We start from the raw sequence: 20,781 nt of genomic DNA on the forward strand, positions 1-20,781 counted from the left end.
GGTGAAACGGGCACCCATCCGGAGACCCTGGTCAGACGTCATGACGTGTGCGGGCGATAATCGAGAGCCTTCGCAGGTCGAACCAGCGCCAACGTCCCCAGGGATATGTAGGAAAGGCCCGCGCTTGCTGGTGGTGCGGAGAATGAGCGGCCTGGCCGCTATTAACGTTGATCACGTAGGAACAACATGAGCGAAAGCTTTGCTGAACTGTTCGAACAGTCTCTCCAGGACATCAATATGGAACCCGGTGCCATCGTCATGGCAACCGTGGTCGATATCGAAGGTGACTGGATTACCGTCAATGCGGGTCTGAAGTCCGAGGGGCAAATCCCCGTGGCGCAGTTCCGTGATGACAACGGCGAATTGACCATTGCGGTGGGCGATGAAGTCAAGGTTGCCCTTGAAGCCGTCGAAGACGGTTTCGGCGAGACGCGTCTGTCTCGCGAAAAGGCCAAGCGTGCCGAGGCCTGGAAAGAGCTGGAAGCGGCCTTCGAGAAGGACGAAATCGTCAAGGGCGTGATCAACGGCAAGGTCAAGGGCGGCTTCACGGTCGACGTTTCTTCCATCCGTGCTTTCTTGCCCGGTTCTCTCGTCGATGTTCGTCCGGTACGCGATACTGCTCACCTCGAGCACAAAGAGCTGGACTTCAAGGTCATCAAGCTCGATCCCAAGCGTAACAACGTCGTTGTTTCCCGCCGTGCCGTTCTCGAAGCCGAGAACAGCGCCGAGCGTGAAGCGCTGCTGTCTACGCTTCAGGAAGGTCAGCAGATCGACGGTATCGTCAAGAACCTCACCGACTACGGTGCGTTCGTCGATCTGGGCGGCGTCGATGGCCTGCTGCACATCACCGACATGGCGTGGAAGCGCATCAAGCATCCCAGCGAGATCGTGGCCGTTGGTGATGAGGTCAACGTCAAGGTGCTCAAGTTCGATCGCGAGCGCAACCGTGTGTCTCTCGGCTTGAAGCAGTTGGGCGAAGATCCGTGGGTCAACATCAAGGATCGTTATCCGGAAAACACCCGCGTCAATGCCCGCGTCACCAACCTGACCGACTACGGCTGCTTTGCCGAGCTCGAGGAAGGTGTCGAAGGCCTGGTTCACGTCTCGGAAATGGACTGGACCAACAAGAACATCCATCCCTCGAAAGTCGTCCAGGTCGGTGATGACGTGGAAGTCATGGTGCTGGATATCGACGAAGAACGTCGTCGTATCTCCTTGGGTATCAAGCAGTGCACCACCAACCCGTGGGAAGACTTCAGCGCGCGCTATAACAAGGGCGATCGCGTCTCGGGCACCATCAAGTCGATCACCGACTTCGGTATCTTCATCGGTCTGGAAGGTGGCATCGACGGTCTGGTCCACCTGTCCGATATCTCCTGGAGCGAAACCGGCGAAGAAGCCGTGCGTAGTTTCAAGAAGGGCGACGAAGCCGAAGCGGTCATTCTCTCGATCGATCCGGAACGCGAGCGTATCTCGCTCGGCATCAAGCAGCTCGAAACCGATCCGGTTTCCGAGTACCTGGCCGTCAACGACAAGGGCGCCGTCGTCACTGGTCGCGTTGTCGAAGTCGATGCCAAGGAAGCGCACGTCGAGTTGGCGACTGATGTCGTGGCTGTACTCAAGGCCTCCGAGATCAGCCCTGATCGCGTCGAAGATGCACGCAACGTGCTCAACGAAGGCGATAGTGTCGAAGCCAAGATTGTCGGTGTCGATCGCAAAAACCGTGCGATCAACCTGTCGGTCAAGGCGAAGGATCAGGTCGATACACGCCGTGCGATGGGCAAACTGCGCGATCAGGAAGCTGAGCCGCAGAAAGGCCCGACCACCATCGGTGATCTGATCAAGCAGCAGATGGGCGGCGAATAAGCTACGTCGTCGCCGCGTCTTTGACGCGGCGACGGGTGCTTTATTGAGCCGTACAAAAAACCGCGCCCTCGAAAGAGGCGCGGTTTTTTTATGTCCGCCAGGAGGCATATTGCTCAGGGTCGACTGGTTTTTCTTCAGTCATCGTGTTTTGTGCCGGCGTTTTCCAATGTCGTCAAGACACCGCGCAGGATGGAGAGCTCCTTGCGACTGGGTTGGGCGCGGGCGAAAAGTGCGCGTAGATGGTCTTCAGTGCGCGCATGAGGCTGAGTCAGAAACCCCGAGGACGTCAGCGCCTGGTGAAGATGAGTCTCGAAGTGAGCCATCTGTTCGCGCGTCGGCAAGGCCCGCTGTTTGGATTTGGGCTGAGCGGCGCAGGGTGTTTGGTGGCGCCAAGCACGGCGTACTTCGTAGGCGAGTATCTGCACGGCCTGAGCCAGATTGAGGACGCCGTAATCGGGGTTGGCGGGAATGCTGACCTGATGTGTGCAATGTCGAATTTCATCGTTGGTCAGTCCAAAGCGCTCGCGACCGAACACCATTGCCACCGGGGCTTGATGCGCATACTCGACCATTTGCACGGCCATGGGCTCGGGATCGTCGAAATGGGGTAGGGGGAGACTGCGCAGACGGGCGCTGGCGCCGACGACCTGGACGCAATCCCCGATGGCTTGCGAAATGTGCTCGACGACGCGTGCGTTGTCGAGCACATCGGTCGCCCCAGCGGCGAGCCGAGTGGCCTCTTCGTCGGGGAAGCTGCGGGGATTGACCAACACCAGGTCGCTTAGGCCCATGGTTTTCATGGCACGTGCGGCCTGGCCGATGTTACCGGGGTGGAATGTCTGAACGAGTACGATACGAATATTGGAGAGCATAGAACATCGCGATACAGTCGAAGGCAGGGCGATAGTGTACTTGGGCTACGGGCTACGGGCTACGTCAGACTGATCTATCCCTCCTGACATGAAAAACCCCCACCGGTTGCCCGGCGGGGGTTCGAGTCACGGGACAGTGCCCGGGAGTCTAGGCAGCGATTACATCATGCCGCCCATGCCTCCCATACCGCCCATGTCCGGTGCGCCGCCGCCGGCTTCCTTCTCGTCCGGATCGTCGGCGATCATGGCTTCGGTGGTGATCATCAAACCAGCCACGGAGCCTGCAGATTGCACTGCGCTACGCGTGACCTTGGCCGGATCGAGAACGCCCATTTCGAACAGGTCGCCATACTCGTCGGTTTGTGCGTTGTAACCGTAGTTACCTTCACCGGCTTTGACCTGATTGACGACGATGGACGCTTCCTGGCCTGCGTTAGTCACGATCTGACGCAGCGGCGATTCCATGGCACGCAGGGCAATGGCAATGCCGTGGGTCTGGTCTTCGTTCTCGCCCTTGAGGTTGGCGAGATTGCCCAGGATGCGTACCAGCGCGGTACCACCGCCAGGCACGACGCCTTCTTCGACGGCGGCACGTGTGGAGTGCAGCGCATCTTCGACGCGGGCCTTCTTCTCTTTCATCTCGAACTCGGTCGCGGCACCCACGCGGATGACGGCGACGCCGCCGGCCAGCTTGGCGACACGTTCCTGAAGTTTTTCACGGTCGTAGTCGGAGCTGGTGTCTTCGATCTGGGCGCGGATCTGGCTGACACGCGCTTCGATGTCGGACTCGACACCAGAGCCATCGATGATGGTGGTGTTTTCCTTGGACATGGTGACGCGCTTGGCGCTACCCAGATGATCCAGGTTGGCTTGTTCGAGCGTCAGGCCGACTTCCTCGGAAATCACGGTGCCACCGGTAAGGATGGCGATGTCCTGCAGCATGGCCTTGCGACGGTCGCCGAAGCCGGGTGCCTTGGTCGCCGCAACCTTGACGATGCCGCGCATGGTGTTGACCACCAGTGTCGCCAACGCTTCGCCTTCGATGTCCTCGGCGATGATGCCCAACGGCTTGCCGGACTTGGCAACCGCTTCCAGCACCGGCAGCAATTCGCGGATGTTGGAGATCTTCTTGTCGACCATCAGCAGGTACGGATCTTCCAGTTCCACCATCATGGTGTCCTGGTTGGTCACGAAGTAGGGCGACAGGTAGCCACGATCGAACTGCATACCTTCGACGACTTCTAGCTCGTCTTCGAAGCCGCGGCCTTCGTCGACGGTGATAACGCCTTCCTTGCCGACTTTCTGCATGGCGTCGGCGATGATCTCACCGATACGCTGGTCGCCGTTGGCGGAAATGGTGCCGACCTGGGCGATGGCTTTGGCATCGGTGCAGGGCACGGAAAGCTTGTGGATTTCCTTAACGGCAGCTTCGACGGCCTGGTCGATGCCACGCTTGAGATCCATCGGGTTCATGCCCGCCGTCACGCCTTTCATGCCTTCGGTGACGATGGACTGGGCGAGAACGGTCGCGGTAGTAGTGCCGTCACCGGCCACGTCAGAGGTCTTGGAAGCAACTTCCTTGACCATCTGCGCGCCCATGTTCTCGAATTTGTCCTTGAGCTCGATTTCCTTGGCGACGGAAACACCATCCTTGGTCACGGTCGGTGAACCGAAGGATTTTTCCAGTACGACGTTACGTCCTTTGGGCCCGAGGGTAACCTTGACGGCGTCGGCCAGGGTATTAACACCGCGCGCCATGCGCTTGCGGGCATCATCGGAGAATTTGATCTGTTTAGCTGCCATTTCTAGCTCTTCCCATTAATGGCGCGATCAAGTCGCGCAAACGTGAAACGAAAATGTGACTGGTGAGCGTTGTGAATTACTCGGCAACGGCCAGAATATCGCTTTCGCTCATGATCAGGACTTCTTCGCCGTCGATTTTCTCTTTCTCGACGCCAAAGCCATCCTTGAAAATCACGGTATCACCCACCTTGACGTCCAGCGGGCGCACTTCGCCATTTTCGAGAATACGACCATTGCCGACAGCAAGGATTTCACCGCGGGTCGGTTTCTCTTGAGCGTTACCCGGAAGCACGATGCCGCCAGCGGTCTTTTGCTCTTCTTCCGTGCGACGGACAACGACGCGATCGTGCAAAGGACGGATTTTCATTGCTCACGTTCTCCTGATGGTTCTATGGATCATAGGATAATCCCGTTGAGCCAAGCTCAAGGGTGAAGGCTGTGCCTTCTGTTTATAAGGCCGACGCATCAAGGCGTTGTGGCCGAATCATCTGTTAGGGGCTTGATTGGGTCGACGTATCCACTTTCAAGGGCCCTTCATGAATTTTTTCAATGCCGGGAATCATCCTTCCCTATGTAGTCGCCTTCGATCGGCTGTTCGGCATCCGCCTGGCTGTTTTGCGAGGTCTTATTTTGAGACGTCTTATCCGTGCGCCGCGTGTGTTCGTGCCATTCACTGTCGGTAGCTTTTTCCTGCGTCGTACCACCGGAGCTCATGGTAAAAATGCGGCTGCGCCATCCACCGCGCTGTAGCCCTCGGCCCAGCAAGCGACGGCTACTTGGAATAAGGCAAAGCAGCCCCAAGCCGTCCGACAGGAAGCCGGGGGCGACCAGTAATGCTCCACCGAAGATCAAGGCAGCCCCGGTAATCAACTCGTCCGAGGGGATTTCTCCCTGAGCGAATCGAGCCTGGGCGCGTTGCAGGGTCTGCACCCCTTCGCGTCGAATCAAGTGAAGGCCGAGCGCCCCGGATAGCAGGACCAATGCCAGCGTTGGCAGCAGACCGATCTGTCCGCCGATCGCGAACAGCACCACGAAATCGAGTAGCCCGAAAAGCGTAATGAAAAGTAACAGTGGCATGGCGGCTCCGTGTAGTCTCGGCTTCACAGTAGATGGTGGCATGAGTGTGAATTGCAAGGGAAACGAGGCGGTGATGCAAGTGCGCTGTGAGCGTTTCGTGGAGCCGTCAAGCATCGCATGCTAAGCTTTGCATGTTGCGGTGCACAAAAAGAGCCCTGAGATTCCGGCTCGTCACTTGAATGCAGGAGGGATTGCCATGCAGCTTGATAGGGCGGTGGTCGGTATAACGGGAGGCGCCCAAGGGTTGGGATTGGCGATGGCAGCCGAGTTAGGGGCTCAGGGCGCGCGTATTGCATTGTTCGACCTTCAAGAAGAGGTTTTGAGCGCTGCGGTGGCTTCACTGATGGAGCGTGAGATCCATGCGTACGGCTTCCAGGTCGACGTGACTGATGAAGATGCCGTGATCCGCGCATTCGCTCAGCAACGCGAGTCACTGGGGCCGCTTGATGTGTTGGTCAATAATGCCGGCGTCACTCACGACGGTCTGTTGGTTAAAGGTGGTGCCGGCCATATCGAAAAACGCATGACGTTGCAACAGTGGCGACAGGTCATCGACGTCAATCTCACGGGCGTCTTCTTGTGCGGTCGTGAAGGTGCGACACAAATGGTCGAGGCGGGTCATGGAGGTGTCATCGTCAATGTCTCGAGTATCTCGCGAGCCGGCAACATGGGGCAGGGCAATTACAGTGCTTCCAAGGCCGGAGTGGCGGCGCTGACGGTAACCTGGGCGAAGGAGCTGGCACGCCAAGGCATCCGCGTGGCGGCGGTGGCGCCGGGGTTCATCGAAACTGAGATGACGGCGTCCATGCGTGCTGAAGTACTCGAGAAAATCAGCAAGGGGATTCCCTTAGGACACCTGGGACAGCCGTCCGATATCGCCTCGAGCGTGCGTTATATCATCGAAAACGACTACTTCACGGGGCGGGTGCTGGAATGCGATGGCGGACTGAGAATCTAATGATGCGTCGACGTTTCAAACAACAGCTGACGCCGGCCGAAAAGACGCTCGCCGAGTGCTACCCGTACGAGCGTCGATAGCGTGGCATCAGAACGTGACGCGATCGTCCAGGTTTTGCGCCGTTCCTTCGCCGATACCTTTGACGCGGGTCAAGTCTTCGGCCGAGGCGAAAGGTCCATTCGCGTCGCGGTCCTCGATGATCGCCTGTGCCTTGACGTCACCGATGCCCGGCAGTTCGGTCAATGCTTCAATAGAAGCATGATTGATGTCGATAGGCGCGGAGGCGTCTTCCTGGGCGACCGCGAGGGTAGTGACGCTTAGCGCCAGCGTCAGTAGGGCACAGCTCAGTATTTTTTTCATACGACCACTCCTTTAGGTGTGTCTTATTTAGCATCTTTACCATACCCAGATTTCCATGTCCGAAATGTCATCTTTCAATGACATTTTTTGTAAGATAATGACTACAATATCAATTTATTCTTATTGACTGGCGGGCGGTCGGAATACTCGTCAGGCGCTAGGTTGCGACGTGGGGGCGGCGGTATAATGCCGCCATCATCATATTGCTAGCAGGAGACACCATGCCGCGCCCCGACACGCCGTTGATCATCGCTCTCGATTACCCTGATCTCGACCAGGCGCTTGCCATGACCGACCGGTTGGATCCCGCACGCTGCCGGGTCAAGGTTGGCAAGGAGCTATTCACACGCAGTGGCCCGCGGGTACTCGAGGTACTGCATGCACGTGGCTTCGAGGTGTTTCTGGATCTCAAGTTTCACGATATTCCCCATACGGTGGCGGGCGCCGTCGAAGCGGCGGCGGATCATGGCGTATGGATGGTTAACGTCCACGCCGGTGGCGGGCGGCGCATGATGGAAGCGGCTAGAGAACGGCTTGAGAATCGTCGGCTCACCACGCACCTGATCGCAGTCACTGTACTGACCAGTATGGCGCGTGAGGATCTCGTCGAGATTGGCGTCGATGACGAGCCGTTGACTCAGGTCGAGCGTTTGGCGGCGTTAGCGCAATGTAGCGGCATGGATGGAGTAGTGTGTTCCGCGCAGGAAGCCACGGCGTTGCGCGCACTATGTGGCGATACTTTCTTGAAAGTCACGCCGGGTATACGACCTAGCGCTTCGAGTGGCGATGACCAGCGTCGTACGTTGACCCCAGCCCAGGCATTGGAGGCGGGAAGCACGCATCTGGTGATCGGCCGGCCGGTGACGCAAGCCTCGGATCCGATGGCGGCATTGGGTGCTATCGAGCACGAGCTTGACCGCTAGCGACTATTCGCCTTCCAGCCCGGTGATGGGCTTGGTGGTCCCCCAGCTTTGGCAGCGCGGGCATTGCCAGTGCAATTGGGCGCTGCCGAAACCGCAGCGATGGCAGCGGTGACGGGGGCGTGACGCGAGTAGCTTCTGGGTGTGCTGTTTGAGCAGCAGCAGGCGCTCGCGGTCCCCATGGTCCTCGCCGATCAGGTAAAGATCCATGAGGTAATCGACACCCCGTAAGCTGGGATGTGTTTGCAACTGCTCACTGACGAGCTCGATGGCGGCTTCCTGACTATCCGTGCGTAGGCGAGATGCCGCCAGCATGATCACCACGCTGGTGAAGTGCGTTTCCTGCAACTTGGTCTCGAGAAACGCGCGCCAGCCCGGTTCGTCCTCCAGGCGGCGATATGCCTCGTGCAAGGGCTCGAGGATGACGGGGAGGAAGCCGGGGTCTTGCTCAGGGATGCGCTTGAGATGGCGGATCACGGCCTTGTAGTGGCCAGTGTCGCGTTCGAGTTCAGCGAGCAACCACGTGGCACGGACACAGTGCTCATCGATCGATAGGGCCTGGCGCAGACGCTTGCGGGCCACGCTAGGACTCGCATTGTGCCGGTCCTGTTGGGCGAGTTCGCAAAGCCAGTGAGCGGCAGCGCGCTTGATATCGGTATCCTGGCGAATGAGCTGCGGCGTGGCGACATCCAACGCTTGTTGCCATTCCTTTTCTTGCTGTAGCAGATCGACCAGCAGGCGTTTGGCAGCGTCGCGCAGCCCCTCGTCGGGAGTGTCTTTCACCAGTGTTTGCAGTAGGCGTTCGGCGCGATCGAGCAGCCCCAGGTTCAGAAAATCCCGTGACAATTCCAACTGCACGAGTCCGCCTTGATAAGGGGTCAGCGTTGGGCGCGCTAACAGATTTTGATGGATCTTGACGGCACGGTCGGCTTCGCCGCGCGAACGAAACAGGTTGCCCAGCGCAATGTGCGTCTCGATGGTGTCGCTGTTGACCTCAAGCGCTTGTACAAACGTCTCGATGGCCTGATCCGGCTGCTCGTTGAGCAGATGATTGAGACCAATGAAATAGTCCTTGGGCAACGACACTTCGGAAGATAGGGGGTCGCGAGCGCGGCGGCGCTCGCGACGTCCGAGCCACCAGCCGATGGCAATCGCCGCGACCAATAGGCCAAGCAGCAGTGGATCAAGCATTCAGGGCGCTTCCTTGAGCTCCTGGGTGCGTAGCCGATCCAGTTCCTTGCGTTGCTGTTGATTGTGGCGTTGGGCACGGGTCAGGAGCGTGCGCAGCCGCAGGTAGATGCCGGTCATGGCCAGCATGCCGAGAATCACGCCACAAGCCAGCGATATCAGCAGCCAAAGAGACAGTGAAGCGGGTGGCAGTTCGACCCATATCAAGTCGAGCGGCATGGCTTGTTGGTTGTTGACGGCAAACAGAATGCCGAGCAACAGGACGACCAGCAAGATGATAGCCAGCACGACACCTTTAAACCAACGCATGGGCAGGTTCCTTTTGCATGGAGATTGGCGCCCAGGGGGCTTTAGTAGCCGAGTGCACGGCTGGCGTTGACCTGTTCGCGCAACTCCTTGCCGGGCTTGAAATGCGGCACGAACTTGCCCTGCAGGTCGACGGGGTCGCCGGTTTTGGGGTTGCGTCCGGTCCGGGGTTCCCGAAAGTGTAGGGAGAAGCTACCGAACCCGCGAATTTCGACACGCCCGCCGCTGGAAAGCGAGTGGGTGATGTCTTCGAGGATGATCTTGACCGCTGCCTCGACCTCTTTGGCCGACAGCTCTGGCTGCCGAATGGCAATCTGTTCAATCAACTCGGACTTGGTCATCGGATGTCTCCAAGCGACTTTGCCGCTCGCTGCACAGGGGCAATAAAGCGACCACGGTATTGTTGTGAATTCAGCATACTGCTCAAACCTTGATAAAACAACGCACTAGCACATTGCAAGTCAATCTTAGCCGGTTTTGAACAAGGAGTGGAAACGATGTGTCTCGCCAAGTCCTCGGGTATACTCGTCATCTATTCATGTCATGACATCGCTTGGGAGTCTCCATGCAGGACGATGTAACCATCAAACGGCTTTACTGGCACTCGCGGCGTGGCATGTGGGAGCTGGATCTACTGCTGATCCCGTTTCTCGAACATTGCTACCCCCAGCTCGATGATGCTGACAAGGCCCGTTATCAGACGCTGATCGATCAGGAAGATCAAGATCTCTTCATCTGGCTAATGCGCCGGGAGTGGCCCGCCGACGCTGAGTTGCGTCGCATCGTCCAAATGATCGTCGATTATGCCGAAAGCACTTCCAACAATCAGTATCGTACCCTCTAGGCTCGACTTGGCGCTTCATGCCTTCGTCTGGGGAGTGGTGAGTGGCTTGGCGCTCATGCTGAGCACATGGTGGCTAACGTCAGTGATAGCGCTTAGCGGTGCGGCACTGGTGAGCTACTGGTGGCGTGGTCAGCGGCGCTGGGAATTGCGCGAGCGGCTCGACGGGGAACACGCCACCTGGGAGTGGCGTGAGGCTGCGGGGCAGTGGCAGAACGCGGCGCCAAGACCTCTGCGTATCGGCGCATGGTTGATCGGATTGCGCATCGGACGCCGCGTTATTTGGCTGTGGCCGGATAGCACGGCACCCACCTCGCGTCGCCTCCTGCGTATACGATTGCTGGAGGCTATGCCGTCGGGACGGCACTGACGCGCATCAGGAATGATGCTCACCGGCATCTTGGCATCAGCGAAGGTCATCATCGGCGTGTTCCGGGGTGTCCCGCGATGTATCCAGCGGCATCGCCAGGCGATCGCGAATCAGGGTGTGACGCGAGGCGCGGCGACGCAAGCGGGCGCTGGGCAGACGGTCGAGCGTTTGCAAGGTGTCGATGAGTGCCTGAGTCAGACGGGCCAGCTCGCGATTGAGCCACAAATAGCCGCTCGGGCTGAACAGGACGCGGCCGTTTTCGCCGCGTGCCTCCAGGGCGGCTTGTGCATGGCGCTGTAAGTCGAAGGCGACCACCGTGATGTCGATGGTCTGCCCCGTGCGCACCTGGAATGCCAGGCTGCCGAGCGCACGCGCCAAGCGGTGCTGTTCGTCACGCAAGCCATCGAGTTCGGCGATGATGTCGTGACCGGCCCGCGTGGCCCAATGCGTTTCCAGGAGTAGCTCGATCGTCGACAGCATGCGGCGTTCCAGCGACAAAATGCGCTCCAGGTCGTCGCGATGCAGACGGCGCTCGCTATGGATGGCATCCACCAGGCCGCGTTGCTTGACCAGTTGATCCGTCGTGCTCTTCAGCAACTGGCGGGTATCGACGTCGTCATGCTGTGTCGCATTGGTGTGCGCATGATACAGGCGCGCTAGCTTGTCGAGGTTGTCGGCGAGCAGGAAGCGAAATAAATCGGTGGCTTTCTGGGGCAGAATGAACAAGGTGGCGAGGATACCGATGCTTGTCCCGATCAGCACGTCGAAGGCGCGCCACAGCGCGATTCCCAAATCCTGGTGGCCGTCGCCCACCACCATCAGCAATGTCACGCCGAACATCAGCGCGCTGTAGCCATAACGCGTGGCGAACGTGGTATGCGTAGCGATCGCGATGCCAATCAAGGTCCAGGCCGGCACCACCCACGGTGCCGGCGCGGGAATCAGGACCAGCAGGATACCCCAGATCGCCCCGAGTACCGTGCCCAGCAGGCGTTGCCCCCCTTTGTCGATGACGCCACCGATATGCGGCAAATTGCCCATGACCATCATTGTGCTGACCAGCGCCCAACTGCCATGAGGAATCTGCAGCGTCAGGATGACGATGAAGGTGATCGCCAACGCTAGTGAGGTACGCAGGACGTGCAGTCGATGGCGGTAACGGTAGATGAAATACGGATCGCGCAGACGAGTGGGTGACATCACGGTCATGATGCTCCGTGTTGGTGTCCGGCAGGTACTTTGGCTTTAGCGCGCGCCAATGTGGCCGCATGCACCAGGCTTGCCGTCCACAGCACGAGTAGCAACAGCAACCAGATGAAACTTAGCCAGCGAATGGGGATCATCATCAGTGCCATCAGTGCGATGAATCCGCCGAGCCACAGTGCCGCCCAGCCCCAACGGCGCAGGAACAGGTGGCCCAGGCCCGGCAGCAGGAAGGCGAGCAAGAGCGTGATGAAGAGGCGATGGCGCATGGAAACTCCGTTCGTCGTGGTCCGGGTATTCATGATGGAGTGTCATGATACAGCGTCTCGAGTGTCAGCGCGGTGCATCGTGGGCGTTCGGTGACAGCGTGGTCGTCAAGCAGGCGGCGAAGCGTCGCCCCAGCGCGCCGGCGCCGAGAATCCACCATGTGGGCGATGAGTCCATCAAGTCTCACCTTTTTTAGTGGTGGATTTTCGAGGCGTGGTGCGTTTTCGGGTGCGCCGCTGCGTGGTCGACGGTTTGTCGCTTGCGCTGCGCTTGGCGTTGCGGCGCTTACCGCGCGATGGTGCGGTGGGTTCGGCGCCGCCTGGCGTGGCCAGGGCCTGACGCATGCGCTCGGCGTCCGCCTGACTCAGTAGTTGGTGGACATCGCCCACCAGAGTGTCGAGGAACGCGGTGGCGTCGGCGTTGCCTTCGGCGATTTCGGCCAGTCGTTGCTCCCAGAGGGCAGTGCGCTCTGGGCGCGTGGCGGTATCCGGTAAGGCTTGAATCAGCGCGCGGCCGGTTCGCGTGGCGCGCAGTGCGCTTTGCTGACGAATCACGTAGCCGCGCGTGATGAGCGTCTCCAGAATGCCGGCGCGTGTCGCCTCGGTGCCCAGTCCGTCGGTGTCGCGCAGAGTACGACGCACCGCGTCATCGTCGACGTAGCGGGCGATGTTCATCATCGCCTTGATCAGGCTGGCGTCGGAGAACGGCTCCGGCGGGCGCGTCTGACGATCCTCAACGGCGCACGCCTGGACCCGCGTGGTTTCGCCTTCGCGCAACGCGGGCAGCGGCGGTGCTTCATCGCGGGTGGTAAATAGCGGCTTCCATCCGGCGACGAGTATCTCACTGCCCTGGGCGCGAAAGCGCTCACCGAGGATCGAGAACTCGGCCTTGACGTCGCGCGTTTCCAGCGGCGGGTAGAATTGCGCCAGCACATTGCGCGCGATCAGCCGGAAGACGTTGGCCTCATCATTGGACAGGCGGGCCGCATCGAAAGGGCGTCCGGTGGGCGCCAGCGCGTGGTGAGCGCCGACCTGCTTGTCGTTCCAGGCGCGTGAGCGGCGGCTGAAGTCGGCGCCGCGCAGCCAACCAGCAAGGGTGTCGTCAGAGGCGCAGGCCGCAGAAAGTGTCTGCTTCGCGGCGGTGAAATGCCCTTCGGGCAGGTAGCGGCAATCCGAACGCGGATAGGTGATAAGTTGATGGCGCTCGTAGAGCGTCTGGCAGATATCCAGTACACGCTTGGCCGGTAGCTTGTAACGGCGTGCGGCATCGACCTGCAGCGCCGAGAGCGAATACGGCAGCGGGGCCGTCAGGGACTTCTTCTTGCTTTGTAGGGTGCTCAGGTGTCCCTCGGCGCCGGGTAGGCGGGCTGCCAGTGCCTCGGCCGGTTCGCGCGCCAATAGTCGCTTCTGGTCGTCGAGCGGATGCGGCGGTTGCGGTTGCCACCAGGCACGTAGCGTGCCGTGCTCGACGCCGAGATCCGCCCACAGCGTATAAAAGGGGCGCGAGACAAAACGTTCGATTTCCAGGTCGCGGCGCACGATGAGTCCCAACACGGGCGTCTGCACGCGCCCCACCGAGAGTACACCCGAGTGGCCGGCTTGGCGGCCGGTCAAGGTCCAGGCGCGCGACAGGTTGATACCATACAACCAGTCGGCGCGTGAGCGTGCCTCGGCGGCCGCGAAAAGTGACTGATAGCGTGCATTGTCTTCGAGGCGTTGCAGTGCTTGTTGCACGGCGGGGCGGTTGAGATCGCTGATCAACAGTCGCGACATCGGACCACGCCAGCCGAGGCGTTCGATGACCTGTTGCACCAGCAATTGCCCTTCGCGGTCCGGATCGCCGGCATGCACCACGCTATCGGCACGCTTGAGGAGTTTACGAATCACGGCCAACTGTGCACGGGCCTTGGTGCGCGGTATGAGCTGCCATTGTTTTGGCACGATGGGTAAATCGTCGAGGCGCCATTGCTGATAGCGTGTGTCGTAGGCGTCGGGTGGCGCCTGCTCAAGAAGATGCCCGACGCACCAACTGATACAGGTCTCCCCGCATTCGAGATAGCCGTCCTGACGTTGCGCTTTGGTGGGCAAGGCCTCGGCGATGGCGCGTGCCAGACTGGGTTTTTCGGCGACGATCAGGCGCATGACGTTAGGCGATCCAGCATGAACATGGCGCTTATTCTGCCACGTTCGATCCGGTGTGTGGGGCGAATCGGCGCAGCGCGCAGCCAGTTTTGGACAGTATCTAGCGGCGTCCGAAGAGACGTCGCGCACGCACCAAGGCGCGATACCAGTCGCGGTGGGGTGTTCCCACGGCCGGCGGGCGATGACTGAGAAAGCTGATGTTGCGCGCGTCGCCGCGTCCCGTCAGGTTGATGTTGGAGAGCATCTGCAACGTGCTGTCGCGGGCGCCATACTGGCGCTTGAGAAACTCGATGGCGGCGGGTTCGAGTTCCACGCGATAGTGGCGCACCAATGCCAACGCCAACGATTCCGCCGCGCGTGACAACTCGGTATCCACTTCACGGACCATCGAGGCACCCAGCGCCGCCTTGGCGGCCGCCGACAGGTTGGGCTCAATCTGACCGAAATCAGCAGCGTTGGAGCTATTGATGGCCCGCTGGGTGGCGGGTTGCGACAGCCCCACGTGAGGTTCGAGGGCGAGGAATATCTCGATGGCCAGGCGCTTGGCAGCATCCACACCGACGCTGAGCTGGGCATCGCGGTGCGCGCCGCGCCACACTTCGTGATGACGCGACGTGATGCCTGTCTGGTTCAAGTAGCGGGCGAGGTGCTTGCAGACCCGTGCCTTGGCTTCATCATCCAGTGCAATGGTGCGTTCTCGAATGCGTAACCCTCGGCGTCCCGGCCCTAGGCGCAGACGCGTCGTGTCGTCGGATAGGCTGGCGGTGATGCGCTCCCAGCGATCCACGGACTTGAGCAAATGAGCGTGACTGCGCCCCACCTGTTCGTAGGCGCTGGAAACGCTCTTGTAGAGCTGGATGGCATTGGCGAGAATGTCCGACTTGGTGCGCAATGCGCGCTTGCGCTCTTCCTGACCGACTTCCACTGCCTGGGCGAGATGTACGATCTGCTCGGCCAACGCGTCCATCGCCTGCACCGAACGCTCCAGCAACAATTCGGCGCGTAACCCCGAAGCGCTATCCTCGACCAAGGTGCCGGATTGTTCGGCGAGGTAGACGTTGAGCGCCTTGAGACGCGAGAGGCCGGTCGCTTGCGCGATGCGCTGGCGTGCGCGTGCCTCTTCCAGATTGTCGAATGCCTGGGCGAGACGCCAACGGCCGCGATACTCGAACGAGAGCACCGGAATCTTGCGCCCGCTGATCAGCTCGAAGGCCAGAATCACCATCTCTTCGACATCCTGAAGGGTCATCAGCAGGTCGTTGTCCTGTTCGATGGCCGCCATGACGCGTTCGATGAAGTTTTCATCGCGCGGTACGCCTTGATGAAGATCCGGGGCGCGCCCCTCGAAGCGTTCGCGCAGCAGGTGCGTGGCGATGGGTGCGGTATCGTAGAGGGTGTTGAACTGGGGTTCCAGCGTCTCGCGGTATTGGGTGACGAGATCGCGGATGCGGGCGTGCAAGCCGACCCGGCGGTAGACGTCGATCTGACCGATGAGGCGTGCGCTTTCACGATCGTTAAGGAGTTCGATGGCTGCCAACTCGACGCCTGCCGGCGAGAGATCATGCTTGCGCAGCAACATGGCGGCAGCTTCGCGACGCCGGGCATCGCCCTCGAGACTTTCGACGATCAGATCGCGGGTAACCAGGAGTAGCTCGGGCAAGGTCTTGATGACCTGCTCGATCTGCCCGGATGTCTTCTCGGCCTTGCGTCCCTGAGTGAGATGGTAGCCGAGGTTGGCCAGAATCCCCGCAGCGCCGGTAATTACCGTGTAGGAAATGAAGAAGACGTAGTTTTCCGTGGTCGGTGCCTTGCCGTAACCCAGCAGGTAGCCACCCCAGGCGCCGAGCAGCGTCACAGGACCGGCCGTCCATAGGATCTGCATCAGACTGACCGACCAGGGTACCTTCTCGACGGCTGCGGTGATGCGCCGGATTTCGTTGCGTCCTTCGCGTTCGAGGCGGACCTGTGAGGTTTCTTGAGCGGGCGATGCTTTACGCTGAAACGGCAACGGCAGGAGCACGATGACATCCCTTACATGGCGGGGTTCGGACGAGCGGCGACGATACCCGAAAAGCGGCATGGGTGCACCAAGTGGTAGACGGATGAGGCTTGCTCGTCGGACATGCTAGAATAAGGCGATTTTTTCTGGAGGGTCGCGATGCTGGCCGCATGGGTGGAACAATTGCTGGGGTACGCCAGCGGTGCGTTGAAGGCGATACGCGACAACGAGCAGTATCCGGCGCTGATGACCTGGGCGCGCGACGAAGGAGTGGTGCGTGTCGGCGGTGACCTGAGCATGGCACAGGCCTTGGCGCCCTTGTTGTGGAACGAGACGCCGCTGGTGCGGCTGGGTTTCGATCCTGAGCCCTTGGCGAGGCCGGGGCGCAACGAGCCCTGCTGGTGCGATTCGGGTCGCAAGACCAAGCAATGCTGCGGCGCGGTGACGCTGCCGGGGGCGGTTCCCCCGCATCTGATGTGGATGCTGTCGCTCAAGGAATGGACGGGCGAGACACTCAAGGCGGCCCTGGTAAGCGGCAAAGCGCCGGATCAGGCACTGCTGGAGGCCGGTTTGATCGCCGCCGAAAGCGGTCAGCGCGGGCGCGCCCAGCAGATCCTCGAAAGCCTCTTCTCCAGCGAGCGTGACTGGTCGCGCCTGCCCGAGCAGGCCGAGCCGGCGTTTGAAATCCTCGTCGATCTCTATCAATCGCGCGGTTTTCATCGCAAGCGGGCGGCGTTACTTGATGAGGTTCTGGAACGTGGCCCGACCTTCCTGCGCGGTGTGGCGCTCGAGCGCCTGTGCTTGATGCATCTCGACAGCGATGATTTGGCCAGTGCCCGGGAAGCCTTCGTGCGGGCCCAGCAAACGCTGCCCGACTCGCCGACGCTGGCCTATATCGAATCTATGCTGTTATTGCACGAGGGGCATCCCGAAGAAGCACGTGCCCGTGCGCATTTCTGGTGGCGTCGCCTTTCCAAGCGTTCCGACCTTGAGGCCGATCAACTGCAGTTTTTGGCCGACCTGGCCGCCAATCCCGAGGCGACCCTGGCCGAGCAGATGATCAACTCCGAGGAAGACCTGGCCGAGCCGTTGGCGGCACTTGCCGCCTTGCTCGATACCCTGGAGGCGCCGCCTCAGTTGCAATTGTCGCGCACGCCGAAAGGTTACGTGGAATATCATTCCACGGCGCGTGAAGATACCGCCTTCGCGGCGTGGTTCGAGTATTTCAAGGTGACCATCGATGAAGATGCCGCCCTGAGTTTCGAGTCCGACCCTTGGGAAAACGCTGGAGAATGGCTGCCCGCCTTATGTGCTCATCCCGAATGGCTGGGCTCACCGGCGGTGATGCAGTCGCTGTGCCTGGCGTTGACCAGCCGCTTCGGAAGCCTGCCGTGGATGGCGGAGAGCTTCTTTGCACCGCTGGCGGCGCGGTTCGAGACGTGGCTGTCACAACTCGAGACCCAGCAAGGCCCCTTCGCTTGGGATGACGCTGACAACGCCACCTTGCTGCGCTCCGCCCTGGCGCTGATCGTCGGGATGGAGCGTGGCGCTCGGCCGCGTTCGCGGCATCTCGCCGAACGGGTGCTGAAACTCGATGAAGAAGATGACTTGGGGTTGCGCGAGCTGGTGCTCGATCAGTTGCTGCGTGAAGGGCGTGACGACGAGGCCGCCGAACTCAGCGGCACGCACGATGAGGAAGAAATGATCGGCGTGACCATGGCGCGGGTGCTCGCCTTGTATCGCCTGGCACGGCGTGACGAGGCTGACGTCGTGCTAAGCGTTGCCAAGCGGGCCAACCCTTACTTGTTGCCGATGCTGTGTGACGAGAAGCCGAAACCGGTCGCGCTGGCCGTTGATGCGCCGGCGCCGGGTACGCGCGCCGAGGCGTGGCAATATCGCCAGTTGATGCGCGATCAGTGGATGGCGACGCCAGGCGCCATGGCATGGCTGGACGCCCATCGTTGAGAAGTCGCCTGGGCGAGCGTGACCGCGTTGGGTGTCACGTTCGGCGCTGGGCGCGCGCGAGCCACAGCGCGAGTAGCACGGCGGGTACGCCCAAGGCCGCGCTAACGGTAAAGAAGCCGGTGTAGCCGACGCCATCCACCACCAGCCCCGAGAAGCCGCCGAGAAACTTGCCGGGTAGCGTCATCAGCGATGAGAACAAGGCATACTGCGTTGCCGTGTAGGCACGTGAGGTCAGGCTCGAGAGAAAGGCGATGAAGACCGTGCTCGCCAGCCCATTGGCGAGATTGTCGCTCATGATGGTCATGACTAGCATAGGGAAGCTGTGCCCCGCGTTGGCTAGGGCTACGAACATCAGGTTGGTGACGGCAGTCGCGAGGGCGCCCACCACCAGCATCCGTCCCAGTCCAAAGCGCACCACCAGCAGGCCGCCGGCCACGCCACCGAGAATGCTCATGGCGATGCCGAATACCTTGGTCACATTGGCGATCTCGGAGAGACTGAAGCCCAGGTCGATATACAGCGGGTTGGCCATCGCGGCCATCGCCAGGTCGCTGATGCGGTAGAGAGCGATGAACAGCAAGAACCACAAAGCCGTGCGTCCGTGACGGGCGAAGAAGTCGGTGAAGGGGCAGACAATGGCCCCGATGACCCAGGCGCCGAAGCGTCGCCGCCGCCGAGGTGCGTGCCGATGCTGGTGCAAGAATGCGCGAACGCGTGGTTCGTTGGCGAGCTGGATGCCAAGCGTCGAGCGCTGCGGCTCCGGTCTCACCAGGGTAGTGATGATGCCGACCCCGACGAGTGCGGCCATGCACGCGTAGGCGACATGCCAGGAGGCCGCGTCGGCGATATAAAGCGCCCCGGCGCCCGCAGCGAGCAGTCCGCCACGATAGCCGATGATATAGGTCGAGGCCATGGCGGCTTGCACGCTTTCCTCGGCGGACTCGATGCGATAGGCGTCGATGACGATATCCTGCGTCGCCGCGCCGAACGCGACCAGCAGGGCCAGGCCGGCGATGGGGATGAGGTGTGCGGGCGGTGAAAGTGTGGCGAGGCCCAGTAACCCTGCGGCGATCGTCAACTGGGCGCAGAGCATCCAACTGCGGCGTTGGCCGAACCAGCGGCCCAAGCCGGGTAGGGGGACGCGGTCGACGATCGGCGCCCAGGCGATCTTGATCGAGTAGAGGATGCCAATCCAGGAAAAGAACCCGATAGCAGCGACTTCTACGCCGGCGTCGCGTAGCCAGGCCGTGAGCGTCGAGAACACCAGCAGGAACGGTAGGCCGGCGGCGAAGCCAAGAAACAGCATGGTGATGACCGGTGCCTGCAGATAAACCGCCAAGGCGTCGCGCCAGCGGCGGTGTGCGACATCGTGAGTCATCGATTCCTCCCTTGAGCGAGCCGCCCGATGCGGCTCGGACATGAATCCGGCACAATGCTAGAATGCAGCGTTTGCACGGCAACGGCCCGCGCCCAGGCGCGTGGCGAAAAAGTAGGTTGCGTACCGTGGCATACCCCGACGATGAAGGCCAGAGGACATGACCGATCAGCTCGATCCAAGCGCGTTCGACGACGCGGCTGCCTGCCCGCGCTGGTATGTGGTGCAGTGCAAAGGTGGGGAATCCTTCCGTGCCAGCGAGCATCTGACCAATCAAGGCTATCGTGTCTTCCATCCGGTGCTCGAGGTACAGAAGAAGCGCCGCAACAAGTTGGTCTGGATCGCCGAGCCCTTGTTTCCTCACTATTTGTTCATTCGCCTCGACCGGGTGGCCAGCAATTGGCGGCCCATACGCTCCACCCGGGGCGTATTGAGGCTAGTGGCGTTTGGCGACGAGCCGCTGCCTGTGCCGGACGCGCTGGTCGAGATGCTGGTCGCTCGTGCCCAGCGTGATGAAACGGCGCGTGAAGCGGGCAACGTCTACTTTCGCCCCGGTGAAATCGTCGAAATCACCGAAGGACCCTTTCAGGCGCTCAAGGCCGTGTTCGAGACCCAGAAGGGCGAAGAGCGCGCCATCGTCCTGCTCAACATGCTGCATCATCAGCAACGTCTCGAGTTGCCGGTGGGCGATCTACGCCGCACGACATGATCCGCCGATCAAATGCTGTAAAGACCAGGAGTTTTCATGAACATCTCGCCGCAACACGTCGTTCGCCTGCATTATGTGTTGTGCGATTCGGCAGGACATGTGCTCGATGACTCGCGTCGACGCGATGAGCCGCTCGAATATCTGCATGGCCACGCCAATATCCTGCCAGGCCTAGAGGCGGCGTTGGAGGGGGTTTCCAGCGGCGCTACCCGTGAGATCAACCTGGCGCCGGAGGAGGCTTATGGGACGCATGCTCCCGATCTCGTGCAGACGGTGGCGCGCACGGCCTTTCCCGGCGTCGAAGAGTTGTCACCCGGCATGCGCTTTCAGGCCCAAGGCCCCGATGGGCCGCGCACGGTGACCTTGATCGAGGCGGACGATAAGCAGGTGACGGTGGATGCCAATCATCCGCTGGCGGGACAGGCGCTGGTGTTTCGTGTCGAAATTCTCGATATCCGCCCGGCAAGACGTGCCGAACTTGCCAAGGGCCATCCGTTGGAGGCGGAGGTGACGGCGTCCGAGGTCGAGGATCGCAAGCAATAGCGGCTGGACCGACCCTGG

At 60.8% G+C, this 20,781-nt stretch carries 21 protein-coding genes; 8 read left to right on the plus strand and 13 right to left on the minus strand.

Annotated elements, in window-relative coordinates; genetic code table 11:
* Window positions 1–186 precede the first annotated feature (186 nt).
* Window positions 187–1,866 (plus strand): 30S ribosomal protein S1, encoded by a 1,680-nt coding sequence (gene rpsA, locus L1071_RS06760; RefSeq protein WP_246970261.1) that lies wholly within the window; start codon window positions 187–189, stop codon window positions 1,864–1,866.
* Between the two features lie 134 nt (window positions 1,867–2,000).
* Here the strand turns inward: rpsA and L1071_RS06765 are convergent, their stop codons facing one another.
* From L1071_RS06765 to L1071_RS06780, 4 genes are all read right to left on the minus strand, one after another.
* The gene (locus L1071_RS06765; RefSeq protein WP_246970263.1) at window positions 2,001–2,738 is read right to left on the minus strand and encodes an RNA methyltransferase; all 738 of its coding nucleotides are present in this window, start codon (window positions 2,736–2,738) and stop codon (window positions 2,001–2,003) included.
* 159 nt (window positions 2,739–2,897) lie between these two features.
* Window positions 2,898–4,541, minus strand: coding sequence for a chaperonin GroEL (gene groL / locus L1071_RS06770; RefSeq protein WP_246970276.1), 1,644 nt, complete (start codon window positions 4,539–4,541; stop codon window positions 2,898–2,900).
* 76 nt (window positions 4,542–4,617) lie between these two features.
* A complete protein-coding gene (locus tag L1071_RS06775) occupies window positions 4,618–4,908 on the minus strand; it encodes a co-chaperone GroES (protein ID WP_246899302.1) in 291 nt (96 codons plus the stop codon).
* A 179-nt stretch (window positions 4,909–5,087) separates the two neighbouring features.
* Entirely contained in the window at window positions 5,088–5,618 is a 531-nt protein-coding gene (locus L1071_RS06780; protein ID WP_246970278.1) for an FxsA family protein, read from the minus strand.
* A gap of 196 nt (window positions 5,619–5,814) precedes the next feature.
* On the opposite strand from L1071_RS06780, the gene L1071_RS06785 reads away from it, so the two are divergent.
* Window positions 5,815–6,576: an SDR family oxidoreductase gene (locus tag L1071_RS06785; RefSeq protein WP_246970281.1), complete on the plus strand. Its 762-nt coding sequence runs from the start codon at window positions 5,815–5,817 to the stop codon at window positions 6,574–6,576.
* An 87-nt stretch (window positions 6,577–6,663) separates the two neighbouring features.
* On the opposite strand, the gene L1071_RS06790 is transcribed toward L1071_RS06785, so the two are convergent.
* Entirely contained in the window at window positions 6,664–6,936 is a 273-nt protein-coding gene (locus tag L1071_RS06790; protein WP_246970284.1) for a ComEA family DNA-binding protein, read from the minus strand.
* A gap of 221 nt (window positions 6,937–7,157) precedes the next feature.
* On the opposite strand from L1071_RS06790, the gene pyrF reads away from it, so the two are divergent.
* Window positions 7,158–7,859, plus strand: a complete 702-nt coding sequence (pyrF, locus tag L1071_RS06795) for an orotidine-5'-phosphate decarboxylase (protein ID WP_246970287.1) — start codon at window positions 7,158–7,160, stop codon at window positions 7,857–7,859.
* A 3-nt stretch (window positions 7,860–7,862) separates the two neighbouring features.
* Here the strand turns inward: pyrF and lapB are convergent, their stop codons facing one another.
* From lapB to L1071_RS06810, 3 genes are read right to left on the minus strand one after another with little or no spacing between them, the layout of a single operon-like run.
* Entirely contained in the window at window positions 7,863–9,047 is a 1,185-nt protein-coding gene (lapB, locus tag L1071_RS06800; RefSeq protein WP_246970290.1) for a lipopolysaccharide assembly protein LapB, read from the minus strand.
* Window positions 9,048–9,353: a lipopolysaccharide assembly protein LapA domain-containing protein gene (locus L1071_RS06805; RefSeq protein WP_246970293.1), complete on the minus strand. Its 306-nt coding sequence runs from the start codon at window positions 9,351–9,353 to the stop codon at window positions 9,048–9,050. It abuts the gene before it with no gap.
* Between the two features lie 41 nt (window positions 9,354–9,394).
* Complete coding sequence (locus tag L1071_RS06810) at window positions 9,395–9,691, minus strand: integration host factor subunit beta (RefSeq protein ID WP_040241697.1); 297 nt, start codon at window positions 9,689–9,691, stop codon at window positions 9,395–9,397.
* A 224-nt stretch (window positions 9,692–9,915) separates the two neighbouring features.
* Between L1071_RS06810 and L1071_RS06815 the strand changes: the two genes are divergently transcribed.
* Window positions 9,916–10,194 (plus strand): FAD assembly factor SdhE, encoded by a 279-nt coding sequence (locus L1071_RS06815; protein WP_246970296.1) that lies wholly within the window; start codon window positions 9,916–9,918, stop codon window positions 10,192–10,194.
* Window positions 10,195–10,249: 55 nt separating this feature from the next.
* Complete coding sequence (locus tag L1071_RS06820) at window positions 10,250–10,561, plus strand: hypothetical protein (RefSeq protein ID WP_246970298.1); 312 nt, start codon at window positions 10,250–10,252, stop codon at window positions 10,559–10,561.
* 36 nt (window positions 10,562–10,597) lie between these two features.
* Here the strand turns inward: L1071_RS06820 and L1071_RS06825 are convergent, their stop codons facing one another.
* The 4 genes from L1071_RS06825 to L1071_RS06840 form a co-directional block, all read right to left on the minus strand.
* Window positions 10,598–11,770 (minus strand): FUSC family protein, encoded by a 1,173-nt coding sequence (locus L1071_RS06825; protein ID WP_246970299.1) that lies wholly within the window; start codon window positions 11,768–11,770, stop codon window positions 10,598–10,600.
* Window positions 11,767–12,033 (minus strand): hypothetical protein, encoded by a 267-nt coding sequence (locus L1071_RS06830; RefSeq protein WP_246970309.1) that lies wholly within the window; start codon window positions 12,031–12,033, stop codon window positions 11,767–11,769. The genes L1071_RS06825 and L1071_RS06830 overlap by 4 nt, the downstream gene beginning before the upstream one ends.
* Before the next feature lie 174 nt (window positions 12,034–12,207).
* A complete protein-coding gene (locus tag L1071_RS06835; RefSeq protein ID WP_246970312.1) occupies window positions 12,208–14,172 on the minus strand; it encodes a DNA topoisomerase III in 1,965 nt (654 codons plus the stop codon).
* Between the two features lie 100 nt (window positions 14,173–14,272).
* Window positions 14,273–16,192 carry a hypothetical protein gene (locus L1071_RS06840; protein ID WP_246970315.1) on the minus strand — a complete coding sequence of 640 codons (1,920 nt, stop codon included), beginning with the start codon at window positions 16,190–16,192 and terminating at the stop codon, window positions 14,273–14,275.
* Between the two features lie 138 nt (window positions 16,193–16,330).
* Here L1071_RS06840 and L1071_RS06845 point away from each other — a divergent pair, with 138 nt between their 5' ends.
* Complete coding sequence (locus tag L1071_RS06845) at window positions 16,331–18,136, plus strand: SEC-C domain-containing protein (protein ID WP_246970318.1); 1,806 nt, start codon at window positions 16,331–16,333, stop codon at window positions 18,134–18,136.
* A gap of 34 nt (window positions 18,137–18,170) precedes the next feature.
* Here L1071_RS06845 and L1071_RS06850 read toward each other — a convergent pair whose 3' ends face one another.
* Window positions 18,171–19,514, minus strand: coding sequence for an AmpG family muropeptide MFS transporter (locus tag L1071_RS06850; RefSeq protein WP_246970321.1), 1,344 nt, complete (start codon window positions 19,512–19,514; stop codon window positions 18,171–18,173).
* A gap of 157 nt (window positions 19,515–19,671) precedes the next feature.
* Here L1071_RS06850 and rfaH point away from each other — a divergent pair, with 157 nt between their 5' ends.
* A complete protein-coding gene (gene rfaH / locus L1071_RS06855; RefSeq protein ID WP_246970332.1) occupies window positions 19,672–20,220 on the plus strand; it encodes a transcription/translation regulatory transformer protein RfaH in 549 nt (182 codons plus the stop codon).
* Window positions 20,221–20,256: 36 nt separating this feature from the next.
* A complete protein-coding gene (locus L1071_RS06860; protein WP_246970335.1) occupies window positions 20,257–20,763 on the plus strand; it encodes an FKBP-type peptidyl-prolyl cis-trans isomerase in 507 nt (168 codons plus the stop codon).
* The last annotated feature ends 18 nt before the right edge of the window (window positions 20,764–20,781 follow it).

The sequence above is a fragment of the Chromohalobacter sarecensis genome, assembly GCF_023061135.1.
GTDB classification, from domain to species: domain Bacteria; phylum Pseudomonadota; class Gammaproteobacteria; order Pseudomonadales; family Halomonadaceae; genus Chromohalobacter; species Chromohalobacter sarecensis.